The sequence below is a fragment of the Enterobacter sp. RHBSTW-00175 genome (assembly GCF_013927005.1).
Classification (GTDB): Bacteria; Pseudomonadota; Gammaproteobacteria; order Enterobacterales; family Enterobacteriaceae; genus Enterobacter.
Map to the genome: position 1 here is coordinate 3,779,661 of NZ_CP055930.1, position 16,320 is coordinate 3,795,980.

Below are 16,320 nucleotides of genomic sequence, written 5' to 3' on the forward strand. Positions count from 1 at the left end.
ATTGTGACGATTCCAGGAAACAGGGGTTTCGTTGAGGAGAGGTTTAGTTAGAATCAACCGTTATGATTGCCGGAACATTTATTTGGAATATTTATGAACCTTAAGGGAAAACGCAGAAAGCTGTTACTGCTGCTGGCGGTGGTCGTGTTAGCGGGCGGATTCTGGTTGTGGCAGGTGCTGAATGCGCCCGTACCGCAATACCAGACGTTGATCGTACGCCCGGGTGAGCTGCAACAAAACGTACTGGCGACAGGCAAACTGGATGCGCTTCGCAAGGTTGATGTCGGGGCTCAGGTCAGTGGTCAGTTGAAAACCCTGTCGGTTGAAATTGGCGACAAGGTGAAGAAAGGTCAGTTGCTGGGGGTTATCGATCCTGAGCAGGCTGAAAACCAGATCCGTGAAGTGGAAGCCACGCTGATGGAGCTGCGCGCCCAGCGTAGCCAGGCGCAGGCGGAGCGTAATCTCGCGCAGGTGACGTTAACCCGTCAGCAGGCGCTGGCTAAAACACAGGCCATTTCGAAACAGGATCTGGATACCGCCACAACCGAGCTTGCGGTCAAACAGGCGCAGATTGGCACCATTGATGCACAAATCAAGCGTAATCAGGCCTCGCTGGATACGGCAAAAACCAACCTCGACTACACGAAAATCGTGGCACCAATGGCCGGGGAAGTGACGCAAATCACCACCCTCCAGGGGCAAACGGTGATCGCAGCGCAGCAGGCACCGAATATCCTGACGCTGGCGGACATGGGCACCATGCTGGTTAAAGCACAGGTATCCGAAGCGGATGTTATCCACCTTAAGCCGGGGCAAAATGCCTGGTTTACGGTGCTGGGTGACCCGCAAACCCGCTATGAAGGCGTGCTGAAAGACATCCTGCCAACGCCGGAAAAAGTGAACGACGCCATCTTCTACTATGCCCGCTTTGAAGTGCCAAACCCACAGGGTGTGCTGCGTCTGGACATGACCGCACAGGTGCACATTCAACTGACCGGGGTGAAAAACGTGCTCACTATTCCGTTGTCCGCCCTGGGAGAATCGGCAGGCGACAGTCGCTATAAAATCAAAGTGCTGCGCGCCGGTGAAACCCGTGAACGCGAGGTAATGATTGGCGCGCGCAATGATACTGATGTGGTGATTGCCAAAGGGCTGGAAGAGGGAGAAGAAGTGGTTATCAGCGAAAGCCATCCCGGAGCCGCTAAATGACGGCATTGCTGGAACTGAATAACATTCACCGTAGCTATCCATCAGGTGACGGGCCGGTTGACGTGTTAAAAGGGATTTCCCTGCGCGTGGAAGCGGGTGAGATGGTGGCGATTGTCGGGGCGTCTGGCTCTGGTAAATCCACGCTCATGAACATCCTCGGTTGTCTGGATAAACCTACCCGTGGCACGTATCGTGTGGCGGGGACGGATGTCTCCACGCTGGATGGCGATGCGCTGGCGAAACTTCGCCGCGAACACTTTGGGTTTATTTTCCAGCGCTATCATTTGCTTTCTCACCTGAGTGCGGCGCAGAACGTTGAAGTCCCGGCGGTGTATGCAGGCGTTGAGCGGAAAAAACGGCTGGAGCGCGCTCAGGGGCTGCTGACGCGTCTTGGACTGGCAGAGCGAGTGGATTACCAGCCATCGCAGCTTTCAGGCGGCCAGCAGCAGCGTGTGAGTATTGCACGCGCGCTGATGAACGGCGGACAGGTGATTCTGGCGGATGAGCCGACTGGCGCGCTCGACAGCCATTCCGGCGAAGAGGTGATGGCTATCCTTCATCAGCTGCGTGACCAGGGGCATACGGTCATTATCGTTACCCACGATCCGCTGGTGGCGGCACAGGCGGAACGGATCATTGAGATCCACGATGGCGAACTGGTCAGTAACCCGCCTCCGCACCCGTCAAGGGCGGCAGCGCCGAAAGAGGTCTTGCCTGCGTCAAGCGGCTGGGGGCAGTTCGCCAGCGGTTTTCGCGAAGCCCTGACAATGGCCTGGCTGGCGATGGCGGCTAACAAAATGCGGACATTGCTCACCATGCTCGGCATCATCATTGGGATCGCCTCGGTAGTGTCGATTGTGGTGGTGGGTGATGCGGCGAAGCAGATGGTGCTGGCGGATATCCGGGCGATAGGCACCAATACCATTGATGTCTATCCCGGCAAAGATTTTGGTGATGACGAGCCCCAGTATCAGCAGGCGCTGAAATACGATGACCTGATGGCTATCCAAAAACAGCCATGGGTTAACTCCGCCACGCCTGCGGTATCGCAAAATTTACGCCTGCGCTACGGCAATATCGATGTGGCGGCCAGTGCTAACGGCGTTAACGGTGACTATTTTAACGTGTACGGGATGACCTTCAGCGAAGGGGCAACCTTTAATGCGGAACAGTTGGCTGGCCGGGCGCAGGTGGTTGTGCTGGACGCCAACTCGCGCAGGCAGCTTTTCCCGGATAAAACGAATGTGGTGGGTGAAGTTATCCTGGTAGGAAACATGCCAGCCACGGTTATCGGTGTGGCGGAAGAGAAACAGTCGATGTTTGGCAGCAGCAAGATTTTGCGCGTCTGGCTGCCCTATACCACGATTTCCGGGCGGATCATGGGGCAGTCGTGGCTGAACTCCATCACTGTGCGCGTGAAGGAAGGCTATGACAGCGCGCTTGCCGAACAACAGCTTGAGCGTCTGCTGACGTTGCGCCACGGGAAGAAGGATTTCTTTACCTGGAATATGGATGGCCTGTTGAAAACGGCTGAAAAGACCACACATACTCTTCAGTTGTTCCTGACGCTGGTCGCGGTGATTTCGCTGGTTGTGGGTGGCATCGGGGTGATGAATATCATGCTGGTGTCGGTGACAGAGCGCACCCGCGAGATTGGTATTCGCATGGCGGTTGGGGCCAGGGCAAGCGATGTGCTGCAACAGTTTTTGATTGAAGCGGTGCTGGTGTGCCTGGTAGGAGGCGCGATGGGGATTGCCTTATCGATGATTATTGCCTTTACCTTAAAGCTCTTTTTACCCGGCTGGGAGATTGGCTTCTCGCCTGTGGCGATCCTCACCGCATTTTTGTGTTCGACCTTTACCGGTATCTTGTTTGGCTGGCTGCCTGCGCGCAATGCAGCGCGATTAGATCCGGTGGATGCGCTGGCGCGGGAATAGCCCGAAAATAAAAATGCCAGCCGATCGGGCTGGCATTTTGCCTGCGGGATGTACACAATGAAACAGAGGGCTACGCAACAACTTCCGCTTCGATGGGCACGATGACGCTGGCATGATTGCCCTTCGGCCCCTGGTGTACATCGAACCGAACCGATTGTCCGGCTTTGAGCGTTCTGTAACCATCCATCTGAATGGTGGAATAGTGAGCGAAGATATCCTCGCCGCCGCCTTCGGGGCAGATAAACCCAAACCCTTTGGCGTTGTTGAACCACTTAACAGTACCCATTTCCATGCTTCGACATCCTTCGTAAATCTTATAAATTAAGATGGAATGAACCGGTGGTGGAGTGGGGGCTGTTCAAAACCTCGCCATCTCACGCCTGTACAATTTAGATAAACGAAACAGGGCGTCAAGAGTTTGGCGCTGGAGTTGGGACAATAATCAACCAAAATTTGAAGCAGTTAACGCTATTGCAACAGTTTGTGACAGACATCGCGGATGACAGTAATAGATGATTGTTATCTAACATCTGAGGTAGATTCAAAGTGATTATGCAAAATGGGTAAGACGAACGACTGGCTGGATTTTGACCAGCTGGCGGAAGACAAAGTGCGTGACGCGCTAAAACCGCCATCCATGTATAAAGTAATGTTAATGAACGATGATTACACGCCGATGGAATTTGTTATTGACGTGCTACAAAAGTTCTTTTCTTATGATGTAGAACGTGCAACGCAACTGATGCTTACCGTTCATTATCGTGGCAAAGCTATCTGCGGCATCTTTACCGCCGAAGTGGCGGAAACCAAAGTAGCGATGGTGAACGACTACGCAAGGGAGAACGAGCATCCGTTGCTGTGTACGCTGGAAAAGGCCTGATAAGGCATAAAATTGGGGGAGGTGCCTATGCTCAATCAAGAACTGGAACTCAGTTTAAACATGGCTTTCGCCAGAGCGCGTGAGCACCGACATGAGTTTATGACCGTCGAGCATTTACTGCTCGCACTGCTTAGCAACCCATCCGCCCGCGAAGCGCTGGAAGCCTGCTCCGTGGATCTGGTGGCGCTACGTCAGGAACTCGAAGCCTTCATCGAACAAACCACACCGGTGCTGCCAGCCAGTGAAGAAGAGCGCGACACGCAGCCGACGCTCAGCTTCCAGCGGGTATTGCAGCGCGCGGTCTTCCACGTCCAGTCTTCCGGGCGTAGCGAAGTGACTGGTGCAAATGTGCTGGTTGCCATCTTTAGCGAGCAGGAGTCACAGGCTGCCTATCTGCTGCGCAAACACGAAGTCAGCCGACTCGACGTGGTTAACTTTATCTCTCACGGAACGCGAAAAGACGAGCCTAACCAGGCATCGGATTCCAGCAATCAGGTCAATAACAATGAAGAGCAAGCAGGCGGGGAGGATCGTATGGAAAACTTCACCACCAACCTTAACCAGCTTGCTCGCGTTGGCGGTATCGACCCGCTGATTGGCCGCGATAAAGAGCTGGAGCGCGCGATCCAGGTGCTGTGCCGTCGCCGCAAGAACAACCCGCTGCTGGTGGGTGAGTCTGGCGTGGGTAAAACTGCGATTGCCGAAGGGCTGGCCTGGCGTATTGTGCAGGGCGACGTGCCGGAAGTGATTGCCGATTGCACGATCTATTCGCTGGATATTGGTTCACTTCTGGCGGGCACCAAATACCGTGGTGATTTCGAAAAACGCTTTAAGGCGCTGTTAAAACAGCTGGAACAAGACACCAACAGCATTCTGTTTATCGATGAAATTCATACCATCATCGGCGCAGGTGCGGCCTCTGGTGGCCAGGTGGATGCCGCTAACCTGATCAAACCGCTGCTCTCCAGCGGCAAGATCCGCGTGATTGGCTCCACGACCTACCAGGAGTTCAGCAACATCTTTGAGAAAGACCGTGCGCTGGCGCGTCGCTTCCAGAAAATCGACGTGACTGAACCGTCCGTTGAGGAAACGGTGCAGATCATCAACGGCCTAAAACCGAAGTACGAAGCGCACCATGACGTGCGTTATACCGCGAAAGCGGTGCGTGCGGCGGTAGAGCTGGCGGTTAAATACATCAACGACCGTCATCTGCCTGATAAGGCAATTGACGTGATTGATGAGGCGGGTGCGCGCGCGCGCCTGATGCCAGCCAGCAAGCGTAAGAAAACCGTTAACGTGGCGGATATTGAGTCTGTAGTCGCCCGTATCGCGCGTATCCCTGAGAAGAGCGTTTCTCAGAGCGACCGCGACACGCTGCGTACGCTCGGCAATCGCCTGAAAATGCTGGTCTTTGGTCAGGATAAAGCCATTGAGGCCTTAACCGAGGCTATCAAGATGGCCCGTGCCGGACTGGGGCATGAGCATAAACCAGTGGGTTCCTTCCTGTTCGCCGGCCCGACCGGTGTGGGGAAAACCGAGGTGACGGTTCAGCTCTCTAAAGCGCTGGGCATTGAGCTGCTGCGTTTTGATATGTCCGAGTACATGGAGCGTCACACCGTCAGTCGTCTGATTGGTGCGCCTCCGGGATATGTGGGCTTCGACCAGGGGGGGCTGCTGACCGATGCGGTTATTAAGCATCCGCACGCGGTACTGCTGCTTGATGAAATCGAGAAAGCGCACCCTGACGTGTTCAACATCCTGTTGCAGGTGATGGACAACGGTACGCTGACCGATAACAACGGGCGCAAGGCGGACTTCCGCAATGTGGTGCTGGTGATGACCACCAACGCCGGGGTACGTGAAACCGAGCGTAAATCCATTGGGCTTATCCACCAGGATAACAGCACCGATGCGATGGAAGAGATCAAGAAGGTCTTTACGCCAGAATTCCGTAACCGTCTGGACAATATTATCTGGTTCGATCACCTGTCGACTGAGGTTATCCATCAGGTCGTGGATAAGTTTATCGTCGAGTTGCAGGTTCAGCTGGATCAGAAAGGCGTGTCGCTGGAAGTGAGCCAGGAGGCCCGCAACTGGCTGGCTGAGAAAGGCTACGACCGTGCGATGGGTGCGCGTCCAATGGCGCGTGTGATTCAGGACAACCTGAAGAAACCGCTGGCGAATGAACTGCTGTTTGGTTCGCTGGTGGATGGCGGCCAGGTGACGGTGGCGCTTGATCAGGCGAAGAGCGAGCTGACGTACGATTTTCAGAGTGCGGCGAAGCATAAGCCTGAAGCGGCTCACTAAGTTAAACGTTGAACTTAAAAACCGGGCATTTGCCCGGTTTTTTTATGCCTGCAAGGTAAAAGCAAAACGGCAACGGCGTTGTCGTTTTTAGTGTTTGTTCCCTCTCCCTGTGGGAGAGGGTTAGGGTGAGGGCATCAGGACGCAGAGGAATTTTGCGAGGCGCTTTCCAGTTTCTTTCGAAGTCAGTTGCTGGATAAATCCACAGTAATAAAATGGCGGCGCACCTGCAAAATCAGGTGCCGGGATTGGCGTCCTGATTACACACTAGAAATGATGTTGATGCGTCAACTATCATCAGGTTCGTTCACACTTTTGAAAGCTAGCGATATAATCCGCAGACTCAATTATGGTGGGCTGAACCGGGGCTTCTTTTGAAGCGCCGATTTTCCCGTGTGGGTCGGTACGCCAAACCGGTTCAGTCTGCCACCTGAGTTGGCGTTCGGGTGGAGATCTCATAATTTCACACGGAGTCATAACCAAATGGAACATAACAATTTTTCACAGCTATACACCGAACTCTCCCTCAATCCCGATCTCCCAACGCTTGCTGAGCGTTGCAAACTGCTCACTGAAATCCTTCTGGACTGCAAATCACTTCCGCAGACTCAGCCTGTTTGTCGTTGTCTGGGGGCGTACCTCGAAGACGTTAAAACCGGCCTCGCAGAATCAATGCGAGATTTTCAGGTCGTTGAATTTGAAGCGGAAGAAGAACTGCCGGGCAAAAAAGAGTGGCTACTGGAAGATACGGAAACGAAGTGCGATTACTGCCGGGCTCTGAACCATGTGCTGCTCATATCACATTTTGACCTCGACATGCTGCCGCACCTCTCGGGATTGCTTCATGACATCACGCATTCAATGGCGACAGATTTGGTGGCATCCGGTGGTGAAAACACTGTGATCCATATTATTTCCTGAGTGCGGACTTGAGCGTCGGGGAACAACCCCGGCGCTTTGTGGATGAACCCTTTTTTTTGGTGACTTTATAACTTATTGATTTATAAAGACAGGATAGTCTCACTTGAAAAAAGGGTTTACTGTCTTAAAGTTGATTATTTTCTTTACGAACAATAAGATGGCGTAGATTCGTTTCAGTTCACTGCCGTACAGGCAGCTTAGAAATCAAGCCATACGACATCATGGTTAGATAACCTGTTCACTGCCGTACAGGCAGCTTAGAAACTGTAGAATTGTTTTCTCTTTGTCTACAACTAGTTCACTGCCGTACAGGCAGCTTAGAAATGAACGGATTTACCATCCGGCGAGATAATCACGTTCACTGCCGTACAGGCAGCTTAGAAATGATGGATTCATTGTCTCAGGGGGCTTAATGAGTTCACTGCCGTACAGGCAGCTTAGAAATTGCTCACTTGGGTGAACAGGCCGTACTCAATGTTCACTGCCGTACAGGCAGCTTAGAAATTTTTGAGGCCACGGAAGGCAAGACGTGAAATGTTCACTGCCGTACAGGCAGCTTAGAAATTTACCATCAAGCCAGTACAGCATTGCAATCGGTTCACTGCCGTACAGGCAGCTTAGAAAACCGAAAAGAATGGCCGCAACGATATTTGGATGTTCACTGCCGTACAGGCAGCTTAGAAAGAAGGCCGTCGATATGTCCCGCGCTAACAACCGTTCACTGCCGTACAGGCAGCTTAGAAATTCCCACTGCGCACCATTTTTGCGGGCAAAGCGTTCACTGCCGTACAGGCAGCTTAGAAATGAATAGCCGAAGTCAAGAGCGCTCAGCACTTGTTCACTGCCGTACAGGCAGCTTAGAAATATCCCAGAAGTTTGAGAGTCTCCCGACTCTTGTTCACTGCCGTACAGGCAGCTTAGAAAGCATGGCGTCTGAAGTGTGGGTCACGTTTAACGTTCACTGCCGTACAGGCAGCAAAACTAAAACTAACCCTCTAAAACATTTATGGTATCTATTTAAAACTTAATATCAGCAAATCTGCACTCTTTATTTTTTTCACAATAAATAAAAAATTCATTCATATATTAATTATATTTCAATAAATATATTATTCGTATCAATAATGCATTGAATGTGGAAATATTTTTTTCGATTTATTATCGCGGTAATGACTATTCATTCGATTCCCGTCACAGTTGTTTTCATCTTATTTTCGATAACATACTGTACATTCAATGTCTTGAAATGAAAGCCCTTGCCATGGCAGTAAACAGCATTACTCCAACTGACTTAAAAACCATTCTGCATTCAAAACGTGCCAATATTTATTACCTGGAGAAATGTCGCATCCAGGTAAACGGTGGTCGCGTTGAATATGTTACTCAGGAAGGTAAAGAATCATTTTACTGGAATATTCCCATCGCCAATACCACAGCCGTCATGCTGGGCATGGGAACCTCCGTAACGCAAATGGCGATGCGGGAGTTTGCGCGGGCTGGTGTGATGGTTGGCTTTTGTGGAACGGACGGCACGCCGCTCTATTCCGCAAATGAAGTCGATATTGATGCCTCCTGGCTATGCCCGCAAAGCGAATATCGACCGACGGGATATTTGCAAAACTGGGTCTCATTTTGGTTTAACGAAGATATGCGTTTACAGGCGGCTAAGCATTTTCAGTTTATTCGTTTAGAGCAGATCGAAAAACAATGGTTAGGGTTGCGAATGCAGCGTGAAACCTCTTTTCAGCCGGATCCCGGGACGCTGAGAAATATCCTTGAACGCGCTCGACAGGGTATGGAAAACGCTAACGACCACACCACATTGATGCTCCAGGAAGCACAGCTCACGAAATCGCTCTACAGGCTGGCCAGTCAAACCGTAGGTTACGGCAGCTTTACCCGGGCTAAACGGGGCGGCGGTGCAGATTCGGCAAATCGTTTTCTCGATCAAGGTAATTATCTGGCCTACGGATTGGCAGCGGTGGCGACCTGGGTCACTGGTATCCCTCATGGCCTCGCGGTCATGCATGGTAAAACCCGACGTGGGGGACTGGTCTTTGATATTGCCGATTTAATAAAGGATGCGCTGGTAATGCCGCAGGCCTTTATCGCCTCGATGGAAGGGGAAGACAATCAACTTTTTCGTCAGCGCTGTATTAGCATCTTTCAGCAAACAGATGCGCTGGACGTAATGATTTCCACCTTGCAGGACACCTCGCAGACACTGGCGGAAAACGCATCATGAATGTCCTGCTCATTTCCCGTTGTACAAAAAATGCCCGTGACGAAAGCTGTCGTCTCATCGACCAGTTTGCTGAACGAACAGGTGATGCGGCCTGGCAGACAACTATCACACTTGATGGCATTACCACCCTCAGAAAACTGCTGCGCAAGACGGCTCGTCGAAATACCGCGGTTGCCTGTCACTGGCTTAAGAAAAACGGGCAGACAGAGCTGCTGTGGATTGTCGGAAACCTCAGACGTTTCAATGCGCAGGGGCGCGTTCCTACCAACCGTACCACTCAGCATGTCCTGAAAAATGGGGCAGAACATCAGTGGAACAGTGCCGAAAGCATCGCATTGTTGGCTGCCATCGCCGGGCTGTTTCACGATTTTGGTAAAGCCGGGATGAGTTTTCAGCAGACGCTGCGGGGAGAGAGCAAACATTTCAGTCAGCCCTATCGCCACGAGTGGATTTCGGTTCGATTGTTTCAGGCGTTTGTCGGTGAACAAACGGATGCGCAGTGGCTGGCGTCGCTCGAACACCTTAAAGCCACAGATGAAAAGGGTATGCTGAAAGCGCTAACGATGGATACGCCCGAAAAGAGCAACAGCCCGTTGCGAGAATTACCGCCGCTGGCAAAGGTGATTGCATGGCTGATGCTGTCGCACCATCGTTTGCCGCAATCTCACTCTGCACGCCCTCAAATGTTGTATTGCGATGGCTGGCTTGAACGTCAGCTGAATGCAGACTGGAATTCGCTCAACCACATATCCACAGAAAAGCATCGCTGGACGGATCGCGACAGAAAAAATGTCTGGAAATTTCCGTATGGTACGCCTCTGAAGAGTCACACGTGGCGTGAGAAAGCGCGTCAAATTGGTAAACGTATTAGAAACATGCCTGCACTTCTTCATTATGGTGCAATGGATAATCTGTTCACCGTCCATCTTGCACGTTTGTCGCTGATGCTGGCAGACCATGTTTACTCATCTCAATCCGCGTTTGTGGGATGGCAGGATGAAGCCGTCCAGACATGGGCCAACAGCGATCATCGGACGCATCTACTCAACCAAAAACTTGATGAACACAATGTTGGCGTGGCGCACCTTGCATTGCTGATGGGACGCTCGTTCCCCACGTTACGCCGTACGCTGCCTGCTATTGCCCGGCATAAAGCCTTTCGGGAACGGGTGAAAAATCCCCGTTTCCACTGGCAGAACCAGGCGTGGGATGTTGCCGTGTCCCTGCGGGAAAAAAGCACTGAACGGGGTTTTTTCGGCATTAATATGGCGTCAACCGGGTGCGGTAAAACCTTTGCCAACGCCAGGATCATGTACGGCCTGGCTGACGAGCAGGAAGGATGCCGGTTTAGCGTGGCGCTGGGATTACGGACGCTGACGCTACAGACTGGGCAGGCTTTGCAATCTCGATTGGGGCTGGATGATGACTCGCTGGCTGTGGTGACCGGTGCGGCGGCGGTGAAGGAGTTGTACCAGGATAATGATGAAGAAGATACCGGCAGCGCCAGCGGCGAAGCATTTTTTGCCAGCCATCATTACGTCCATTACGAAGGTGCCACCGGGAGCGGCATTGCCCAGCAATGGCTGGCGAAAGAACCGACTCTTAACAGACTGGTTAGCGCGCCAGTTCTGGTTACGACCGTAGATCACCTGATGCCAGCCACCGAAGGTATACGCGGTGGTCGGCAGATCCCCGCCATGCTGCGTTTACTCACCAGTGATCTGGTGCTTGATGAGCCAGATGATTTTGACATTGATGATTTGCCTGCCCTGTGCCGACTGGTGAACTGGGCGGGTATGCTCGGCTCCCGTGTACTTCTCTCTTCTGCGACATTACCGCCAGCATTAACAGAAGCGCTGTTTGAAGCCTATTGGGAAGGTCGAAAAGTCTGGCAGGCTGAATGCGGTCACTCTGACAGGCCACTAAGCATCTGTTGCGCCTGGTTTGATGAGTATGGCGCGCAGTCGGAAGATGTGGCTGACGAAAATCATTTTCGTGAGGCGCACGGCAGATTTGCGAGCCAGCGCGTTAAGCGCCTGCCAGACCAGCCACGGCTCCGATTGGGGAAACTGGCGGCTGTTGAGCCGCAGTCAACCAGCATTGCAGGCGTAATTTCAGCAGTGGCAGAAACCCTGCACCAGCAAATGATTGAACTCCATCGCCAGCACCACTCTGCGCATCCCAACGGCAAAACCGTGTCGTTTGGCCTGATTCGTATGGCCAATATCAACCCGCTGGTTGCCGTCGCACAAGCGCTGATGGCATTACCCTCACCAGAAAACTACCGCATCCATTATTGCATTTATCACAGCCAGCATCCGCTGGCGGTGCGTGCGGCAATTGAAAAGCGGCTGGATCGCGCTTTTACCCGGCATGAGCCGGAGCAGGTCTGGCAACTGCCGGAAGTGCAGCAGGCGCTGGCCTCGTCGGAGCAGCATCATCTTTTTGTCGTGCTCGGAACCTCTGTCCTGGAGGTTGGGAGAGATTTTGATGCTGACTGGGGAATTGTCGAACCCAGTTCGATGCGTTCGCTTATTCAGTTTGCCGGGCGTATTCAACGCCACCGTCAGCAGGTTCCTGAACGTGAAAATCTGGTGATTCTGGCACAGAACATACGCGCGCTTCGGGGGGAAACCGTGGCCTATTGTCGACCCGGTTTTGAAACCGAACGCTATATGTTGCCTGGTCACGATCTTCACGACCTGCTCAGCGAAGAGGGGTATCGCGCACTGAATGCAATTCCACGCATTGTTGAGGGGGTTGCGGGCAATGCGCTGGCGGCGCTGGAACATACCCGGCTGCGTGCTGCGCTGCTGGAAGACGGAGATAAATCAGAAGCGATAGCGGCATCCTGGTGGCGGCTTCCCCTGACGTGGAACGGTGAGCTTCAGCAACGTACGCCGTTTCGCCGCACGTCGCCGCAGACCTCGTTTTTTTTGAGTATGGAAGAAGACGACGACATCCCCGAGTTTTGTCTGATGCAGGAAAACGGTGGGTTAAAGCCGGCAGGGGGATTTAGCCTACAAACGCTTTCCACGGCTGAAGGCGTGGACGCGTGGATTGCAGTTGATTATGCAGAGGTACTCCAGGCACTGGCCGAGACGAAGCATATGGAGTTGACGGCTGTATCACGACGGTATGGTGAAATTACGTTGAGAGTCGGGAGGGGAGACGAGACAGAGCAGTGGCTGTATCACCCGGTGTTGGGTGTGTTTCGCGCCCCCTGAAAAAGGGCGCGAGCTGCTTGTACAGCAGTAATAAATAATAGGGACTTTATATATTTCTAAGCTGTCTAAACGACAGTGAGTGAAGATTATATTCATTTGTGGGGTTTTGACAAGTTAATCATCTTTGAATAGTAACTTAATATAGGTGTAGATAAGAAAATTGAAATGGGTTAATTTATCATTGGTTTGATAATGGGATTATTTATTACGATGATAATTAATAGGTTTTTATTTTTCTCATTTATTGTTTTTGTCTTTTTGTACTCAAAGTATTCATATTGATTATAAATTTGTTTTTTATATTTATATGATTTATTGATATGGAAAATTAAGGTGATATATGAGTGAAGGAGCACTGTTCTCATTTATTTCAGCCTATATAGCCGGGCGACGGCAAGCAAAGCTGGAAGCATTTGACAAAGGGGCCGCAAAACGTAGCGATGAAGATAGTGCGACGCTTGCGGCTGAACGACGGGAGCTGGAGCGTCGCTATGAACCGAAAGCGTGGCTGACGGATGCGGCGAAGCGAGCCTGTCAAATTAACCTCGTGACCCATGCGGCGAAATTTACCCACGGGGATTCAAAAAGCAGCAGTATTTACAGCGAGGCAGCGGCGGAAGGAGGTTATCTCAGCAGCGCAGCGTTGTCAGGTCTGGAACCGGATGCCGTTGGAAATGCTGCGGCGCTGGATGTGGCAAAAATGCTGCAAATGCGGATTGATGGTGGCGATTCTCTACTGGCGAGCCTGAAACGCGGCGATCGCCGTGCTCTGGCCGTTTTTACCAATGATGCTGATCAGTTGAATGAGTGGGTTGAAGGATTTTCGCAAGCCTTTTCGCCCGGAGTGCCTGTCTCGCACAAGCTTGCTAAACAGGGCTATTTCCCGGTAGGTGACGAGTACCATTTGTTAAGCCCGCTATTTGCCACTTCGCTCGTTCACGCGGTGCATCAGAAAATGATTGCCCTTCGATTTGGTGATGAAGTTAAAGCTATCTGGAAAGCCCGACGTGAGAAGACCTGGCATCCAGGCACGCTAACGTCATTCCCGGATTCAGCAGAAATGCATTTTGGTGGCACTAAACCGCAGAATATTTCTTACCTCAACAGCGTGCGCGGTGGGCGTATGTGGCTGCTGTCTTGCCAGCCGCCACAGTGGAAAAGAGCAGAGAAACCGCCGACAAATTTACAGTCTATTTTCACATTGGGCGGCCAGTTTGATCGGCGTGCGAAAGGCACCGTCAGGCTGCTTGTTTCCTTGTTAAAAAGCGCCGGGGATTACACCAATTTTCGTATTCGCGAAGCGCGTGATGAGTATATTGATGCGCTGATCGACCTGCTGTTTGTCGTGGCGTCAGAACTTCAACGAAGCGAGTGGCAGCACTGGACAATTAAATGCCCTCAATTAGCCAGTCATCAAATGCTCTGGCTCGATCCCTGGCGCGCAAAAACAGACGAAGCTTTCCGTCTTGAACGTGAAAAAGAAGACTGGCAGGCAAGCGTCGCAACAGATTTTGCCCTCTGGCTGAACGTTCGTTTGAATAAGGAATTAAAGGACTTTGGGAAAGTAGAGCAACGTGAGTGGGAAACCCGCGAACGCTTACGCTCCAACCTGCGCGAGATGGAAAAAATCATCCAGGAGGCGCTTATATGAGTTCATTGATTCTGCTTCGCCGTATTCGGGTCGAAAACGCTAATGCGATAGCTGGCCTGACGTATGGTTTTCCTGCTATCACCCATTTTTTGGGTTTTTCCCATGCGCTCTCGCGCAGGTTAACTGAAACCCAGGGGCTGCATATTGACGGATGTGCGGTCATAAGCCATGAGCAGCAAATTCATGCGCATTCTTCCGGGCGTGATTATCAGTTCGCGCTAACCCGTAATCCCCTGACGCGTGAGGCAAAAACCGCCTCCTTCAATGAAGAGGGGCGTATGCATATGACGGTGTCGTTACTGCTCGAATGTCATGGTGAAATCCCAAATGGTGAATATGGGCAGCGTGACCTGGCTGAGTATCTTACCCGGGTGTGCCCAACGCTTCGGCTGGCGGGCGGAATAATCGTCGATATCCAGAATATCTCTGTTATGGCAATGCCTGCCAGTAGTCGAGAGATGGCGCGATTACAGTGGCAACTGATGCCGGGCTTTGCGCTGCGCGATCGCAGCGGCTGGTTGAATACACATCATCAAACCCTTCTGGAAAATGATCCAAATGCCACACTGCTTGACGCCTGGTTCGATTTTTCGGCTTTGAAAACACGGGCTGAGCCGCTCGAACAGGGCGACATTCAAGAAGGTGACGCTGTCCGGTGGCAGTACGTTCCCAAACCCAACCCCGGTTATCTGGTGCCGCTAATGACGGGTTACCAGCGTATTTCCGAGCTATTTGCCCCGGGCGTGGTAGCGAATGCGCGTGACGCAGAAACACCTTTCGCGTTTACCGAAGCGGTGTATGGCGTGGGCGAATGGTGTGGGCTGCATCGAATTCAGTCTCTTGACGAGATTTTCTGGCGTTATCGCACGACGGAAACGGGCTATTACTGTCAGGGTGCGGGCGCACCGGTGACATCTGAACATCTAATTTAAAAAGGACTTCTCTATGGCAAAGGCTCCAACAGCCGTTAAAACGGCGTCTGTACTGGCATTTGAACGTAAGCTTGCGACCTCGGATGCGGTGATGTATTCCGGAAACTGGGACGGTGACCAGTGGCAGCCCATTCGCATTCAGGAAAAGGCCGTTCGCGGCACGATTTCGAATCGTTTAAAAAATGCACTCACCAACGATCCGGCGAAACTGGATGCTGAGATCCAGAAAGCCAATCTCCAGCGGGTGGATGTGGCTGCATTACCAACAGATGCAGATACCTTAAAGGTTAAATTTACCCTGCGCATTCTGGGAAATCTGTCGATCCCTTCAGTGTGTAATGACCGGGCCTATCAGGATGAGCTTCAGCAGGTCATCGACGGTTATATCAGTGAACAGGGTTTTACCGAACTGGCACGCCGTTATGCCACCAACCTGGCGAATGGCCGTTTTTTATGGCGTAACCGTGTTGGCGCCGAAAAAATTGTTGTGAAGGTTACAGGCAGTCAGTCGTGGGTGTTTGACGCTTACGATTATGCATTGCGCGATTTTTCCTCCAGCGATAACAATCTCAATGCACTGACTCAGGAAATCGAAAAAGGGCTTAGCGGCGAAGGATTTGTTTTATTGAATGTAGAAGCGCAGGTCCTTCTCGGCGAGGGTCAGGAGATCTTCCCGTCTCAGGAGCTGGTGTTGGACAGTAATAGCAGCAAAAGCCGCCTGTTGTATCAGGTGGAGGGGGTTGCCGGTATGCACTCACAGAAAATCGGCAACGCGCTGCGCACCATAGACACCTGGCATCCTAATGCTGATGAATTGGGGGCCATTGCGGTAGAACCCTATGGTTCCGTTACCAGCCGCGGCGTGGCGTGCCGGCAGCCAAAGGAGAAAATGGACTTCTACACGTTGCTTGATAACTGGGTAACGAAAGGTCAAAAGCCAGATGTTGAACAGCAGCATTATGTGATGGCTGTACTGATTCGTGGCGGTGTCTTCGGTGAGAAGGGCGAGTAAGG

General features: G+C 52.0%; 11 protein-coding genes and 1 CRISPR repeat array. Of the genes, 10 read left to right on the plus strand and 1 reads right to left on the minus strand.

The genetic code is table 11. The features are described from left to right. Nucleotides 1-93: 93 nt before the first annotated feature. Both macA and macB read left to right on the plus strand, forming a co-directional pair. A complete protein-coding gene (macA, locus tag HV107_RS17975) occupies nucleotides 94-1,209 on the plus strand; it encodes a macrolide transporter subunit MacA (RefSeq protein ID WP_182060208.1) in 1,116 nt (371 codons plus the stop codon). After that, entirely contained in the window at nucleotides 1,206-3,146 is a 1,941-nt protein-coding gene (gene macB / locus HV107_RS17980; RefSeq protein ID WP_182060209.1) for a macrolide ABC transporter ATP-binding protein/permease MacB, read from the plus strand. The genes macA and macB overlap by 4 nt, the downstream gene beginning before the upstream one ends. A 70-nt stretch (nucleotides 3,147-3,216) precedes the next feature. Here macB and cspD read toward each other — a convergent pair whose 3' ends face one another. Continuing rightward, nucleotides 3,217-3,438 (minus strand): cold shock-like protein CspD, encoded by a 222-nt coding sequence (gene cspD / locus HV107_RS17985; RefSeq protein WP_014069558.1) that lies wholly within the window; start codon nucleotides 3,436-3,438, stop codon nucleotides 3,217-3,219. Between the two features lie 267 nt (nucleotides 3,439-3,705). Between cspD and clpS the strand changes: the two genes are divergently transcribed. The 8 genes from clpS (at nucleotide 3,706) to csy3 (ending at nucleotide 16,318) form a co-directional block, all read left to right on the plus strand. Beyond that, nucleotides 3,706-4,026 (plus strand): ATP-dependent Clp protease adapter ClpS, encoded by a 321-nt coding sequence (clpS, locus tag HV107_RS17990; protein WP_006174393.1) that lies wholly within the window; start codon nucleotides 3,706-3,708, stop codon nucleotides 4,024-4,026. A 27-nt stretch (nucleotides 4,027-4,053) separates the two neighbouring features. Further along, entirely contained in the window at nucleotides 4,054-6,333 is a 2,280-nt protein-coding gene (gene clpA / locus HV107_RS17995) for an ATP-dependent Clp protease ATP-binding subunit ClpA (protein WP_182060210.1), read from the plus strand. A gap of 480 nt (nucleotides 6,334-6,813) precedes the next feature. Continuing rightward, a complete protein-coding gene (locus HV107_RS18000; RefSeq protein ID WP_182060211.1) occupies nucleotides 6,814-7,251 on the plus strand; it encodes a hypothetical protein in 438 nt (145 codons plus the stop codon). 176 nt (nucleotides 7,252-7,427) lie between these two features. After that, nucleotides 7,428-8,235: a CRISPR direct-repeat array (repeat unit 28 nt; unit sequence GTTCACTGCCGTACAGGCAGCTTAGAAA). 277 nt (nucleotides 8,236-8,512) lie between these two features. Continuing rightward, the gene (cas1f, locus tag HV107_RS18005; protein WP_182063539.1) at nucleotides 8,513-9,496 is read left to right on the plus strand and encodes a type I-F CRISPR-associated endonuclease Cas1f; all 984 of its coding nucleotides are present in this window, start codon (nucleotides 8,513-8,515) and stop codon (nucleotides 9,494-9,496) included. Beyond that, entirely contained in the window at nucleotides 9,493-12,723 is a 3,231-nt protein-coding gene (gene cas3f / locus HV107_RS18010; RefSeq protein ID WP_182060212.1) for a type I-F CRISPR-associated helicase Cas3f, read from the plus strand. The genes cas1f and cas3f overlap by 4 nt, the downstream gene beginning before the upstream one ends. Before the next feature lie 340 nt (nucleotides 12,724-13,063). After that, the gene (gene csy1 / locus HV107_RS18015) at nucleotides 13,064-14,374 is read left to right on the plus strand and encodes a type I-F CRISPR-associated protein Csy1 (protein ID WP_182060213.1); all 1,311 of its coding nucleotides are present in this window, start codon (nucleotides 13,064-13,066) and stop codon (nucleotides 14,372-14,374) included. Further along, a complete protein-coding gene (gene csy2, locus HV107_RS18020; protein ID WP_182060214.1) occupies nucleotides 14,371-15,306 on the plus strand; it encodes a type I-F CRISPR-associated protein Csy2 in 936 nt (311 codons plus the stop codon). The genes csy1 and csy2 overlap by 4 nt, the downstream gene beginning before the upstream one ends. Before the next feature lie 13 nt (nucleotides 15,307-15,319). Continuing rightward, nucleotides 15,320-16,318 (plus strand): type I-F CRISPR-associated protein Csy3, encoded by a 999-nt coding sequence (csy3, locus tag HV107_RS18025; RefSeq protein ID WP_182060215.1) that lies wholly within the window; start codon nucleotides 15,320-15,322, stop codon nucleotides 16,316-16,318. The last annotated feature ends 2 nt before the right edge of the window (nucleotides 16,319-16,320 follow it).

Excerpts from the sequence above, each read along its gene's own strand:
- cspD (WP_014069558.1), bottom strand. The coding sequence starts at position 3,438 with ATGGAAATGGGTACTGTTAAGTGGTTCAACAACGCCAAAGGGTTTGGG.
- cas1f (WP_182063539.1), top strand. The coding sequence starts at position 8,513 with ATGGCAGTAAACAGCATTACTCCAACTGACTTAAAAACCATTCTGCAT.
- cas3f (WP_182060212.1), top strand. The coding sequence starts at position 9,493 with ATGAATGTCCTGCTCATTTCCCGTTGTACAAAAAATGCCCGTGACGAA.
- csy3 (WP_182060215.1), top strand. The coding sequence starts at position 15,320 with ATGGCAAAGGCTCCAACAGCCGTTAAAACGGCGTCTGTACTGGCATTT.
- HV107_RS18000 (WP_182060211.1), top strand. The coding sequence starts at position 6,814 with ATGGAACATAACAATTTTTCACAGCTATACACCGAACTCTCCCTCAAT.
- clpA (WP_182060210.1), top strand. The coding sequence starts at position 4,054 with ATGCTCAATCAAGAACTGGAACTCAGTTTAAACATGGCTTTCGCCAGA.
- csy2 (WP_182060214.1), top strand. The coding sequence starts at position 14,371 with ATGAGTTCATTGATTCTGCTTCGCCGTATTCGGGTCGAAAACGCTAAT.
- macA (WP_182060208.1), top strand. The coding sequence starts at position 94 with ATGAACCTTAAGGGAAAACGCAGAAAGCTGTTACTGCTGCTGGCGGTG.
- macB (WP_182060209.1), top strand. The coding sequence starts at position 1,206 with ATGACGGCATTGCTGGAACTGAATAACATTCACCGTAGCTATCCATCA.
- csy1 (WP_182060213.1), top strand. The coding sequence starts at position 13,064 with ATGAGTGAAGGAGCACTGTTCTCATTTATTTCAGCCTATATAGCCGGG.
- clpS (WP_006174393.1), top strand. The coding sequence starts at position 3,706 with ATGGGTAAGACGAACGACTGGCTGGATTTTGACCAGCTGGCGGAAGAC.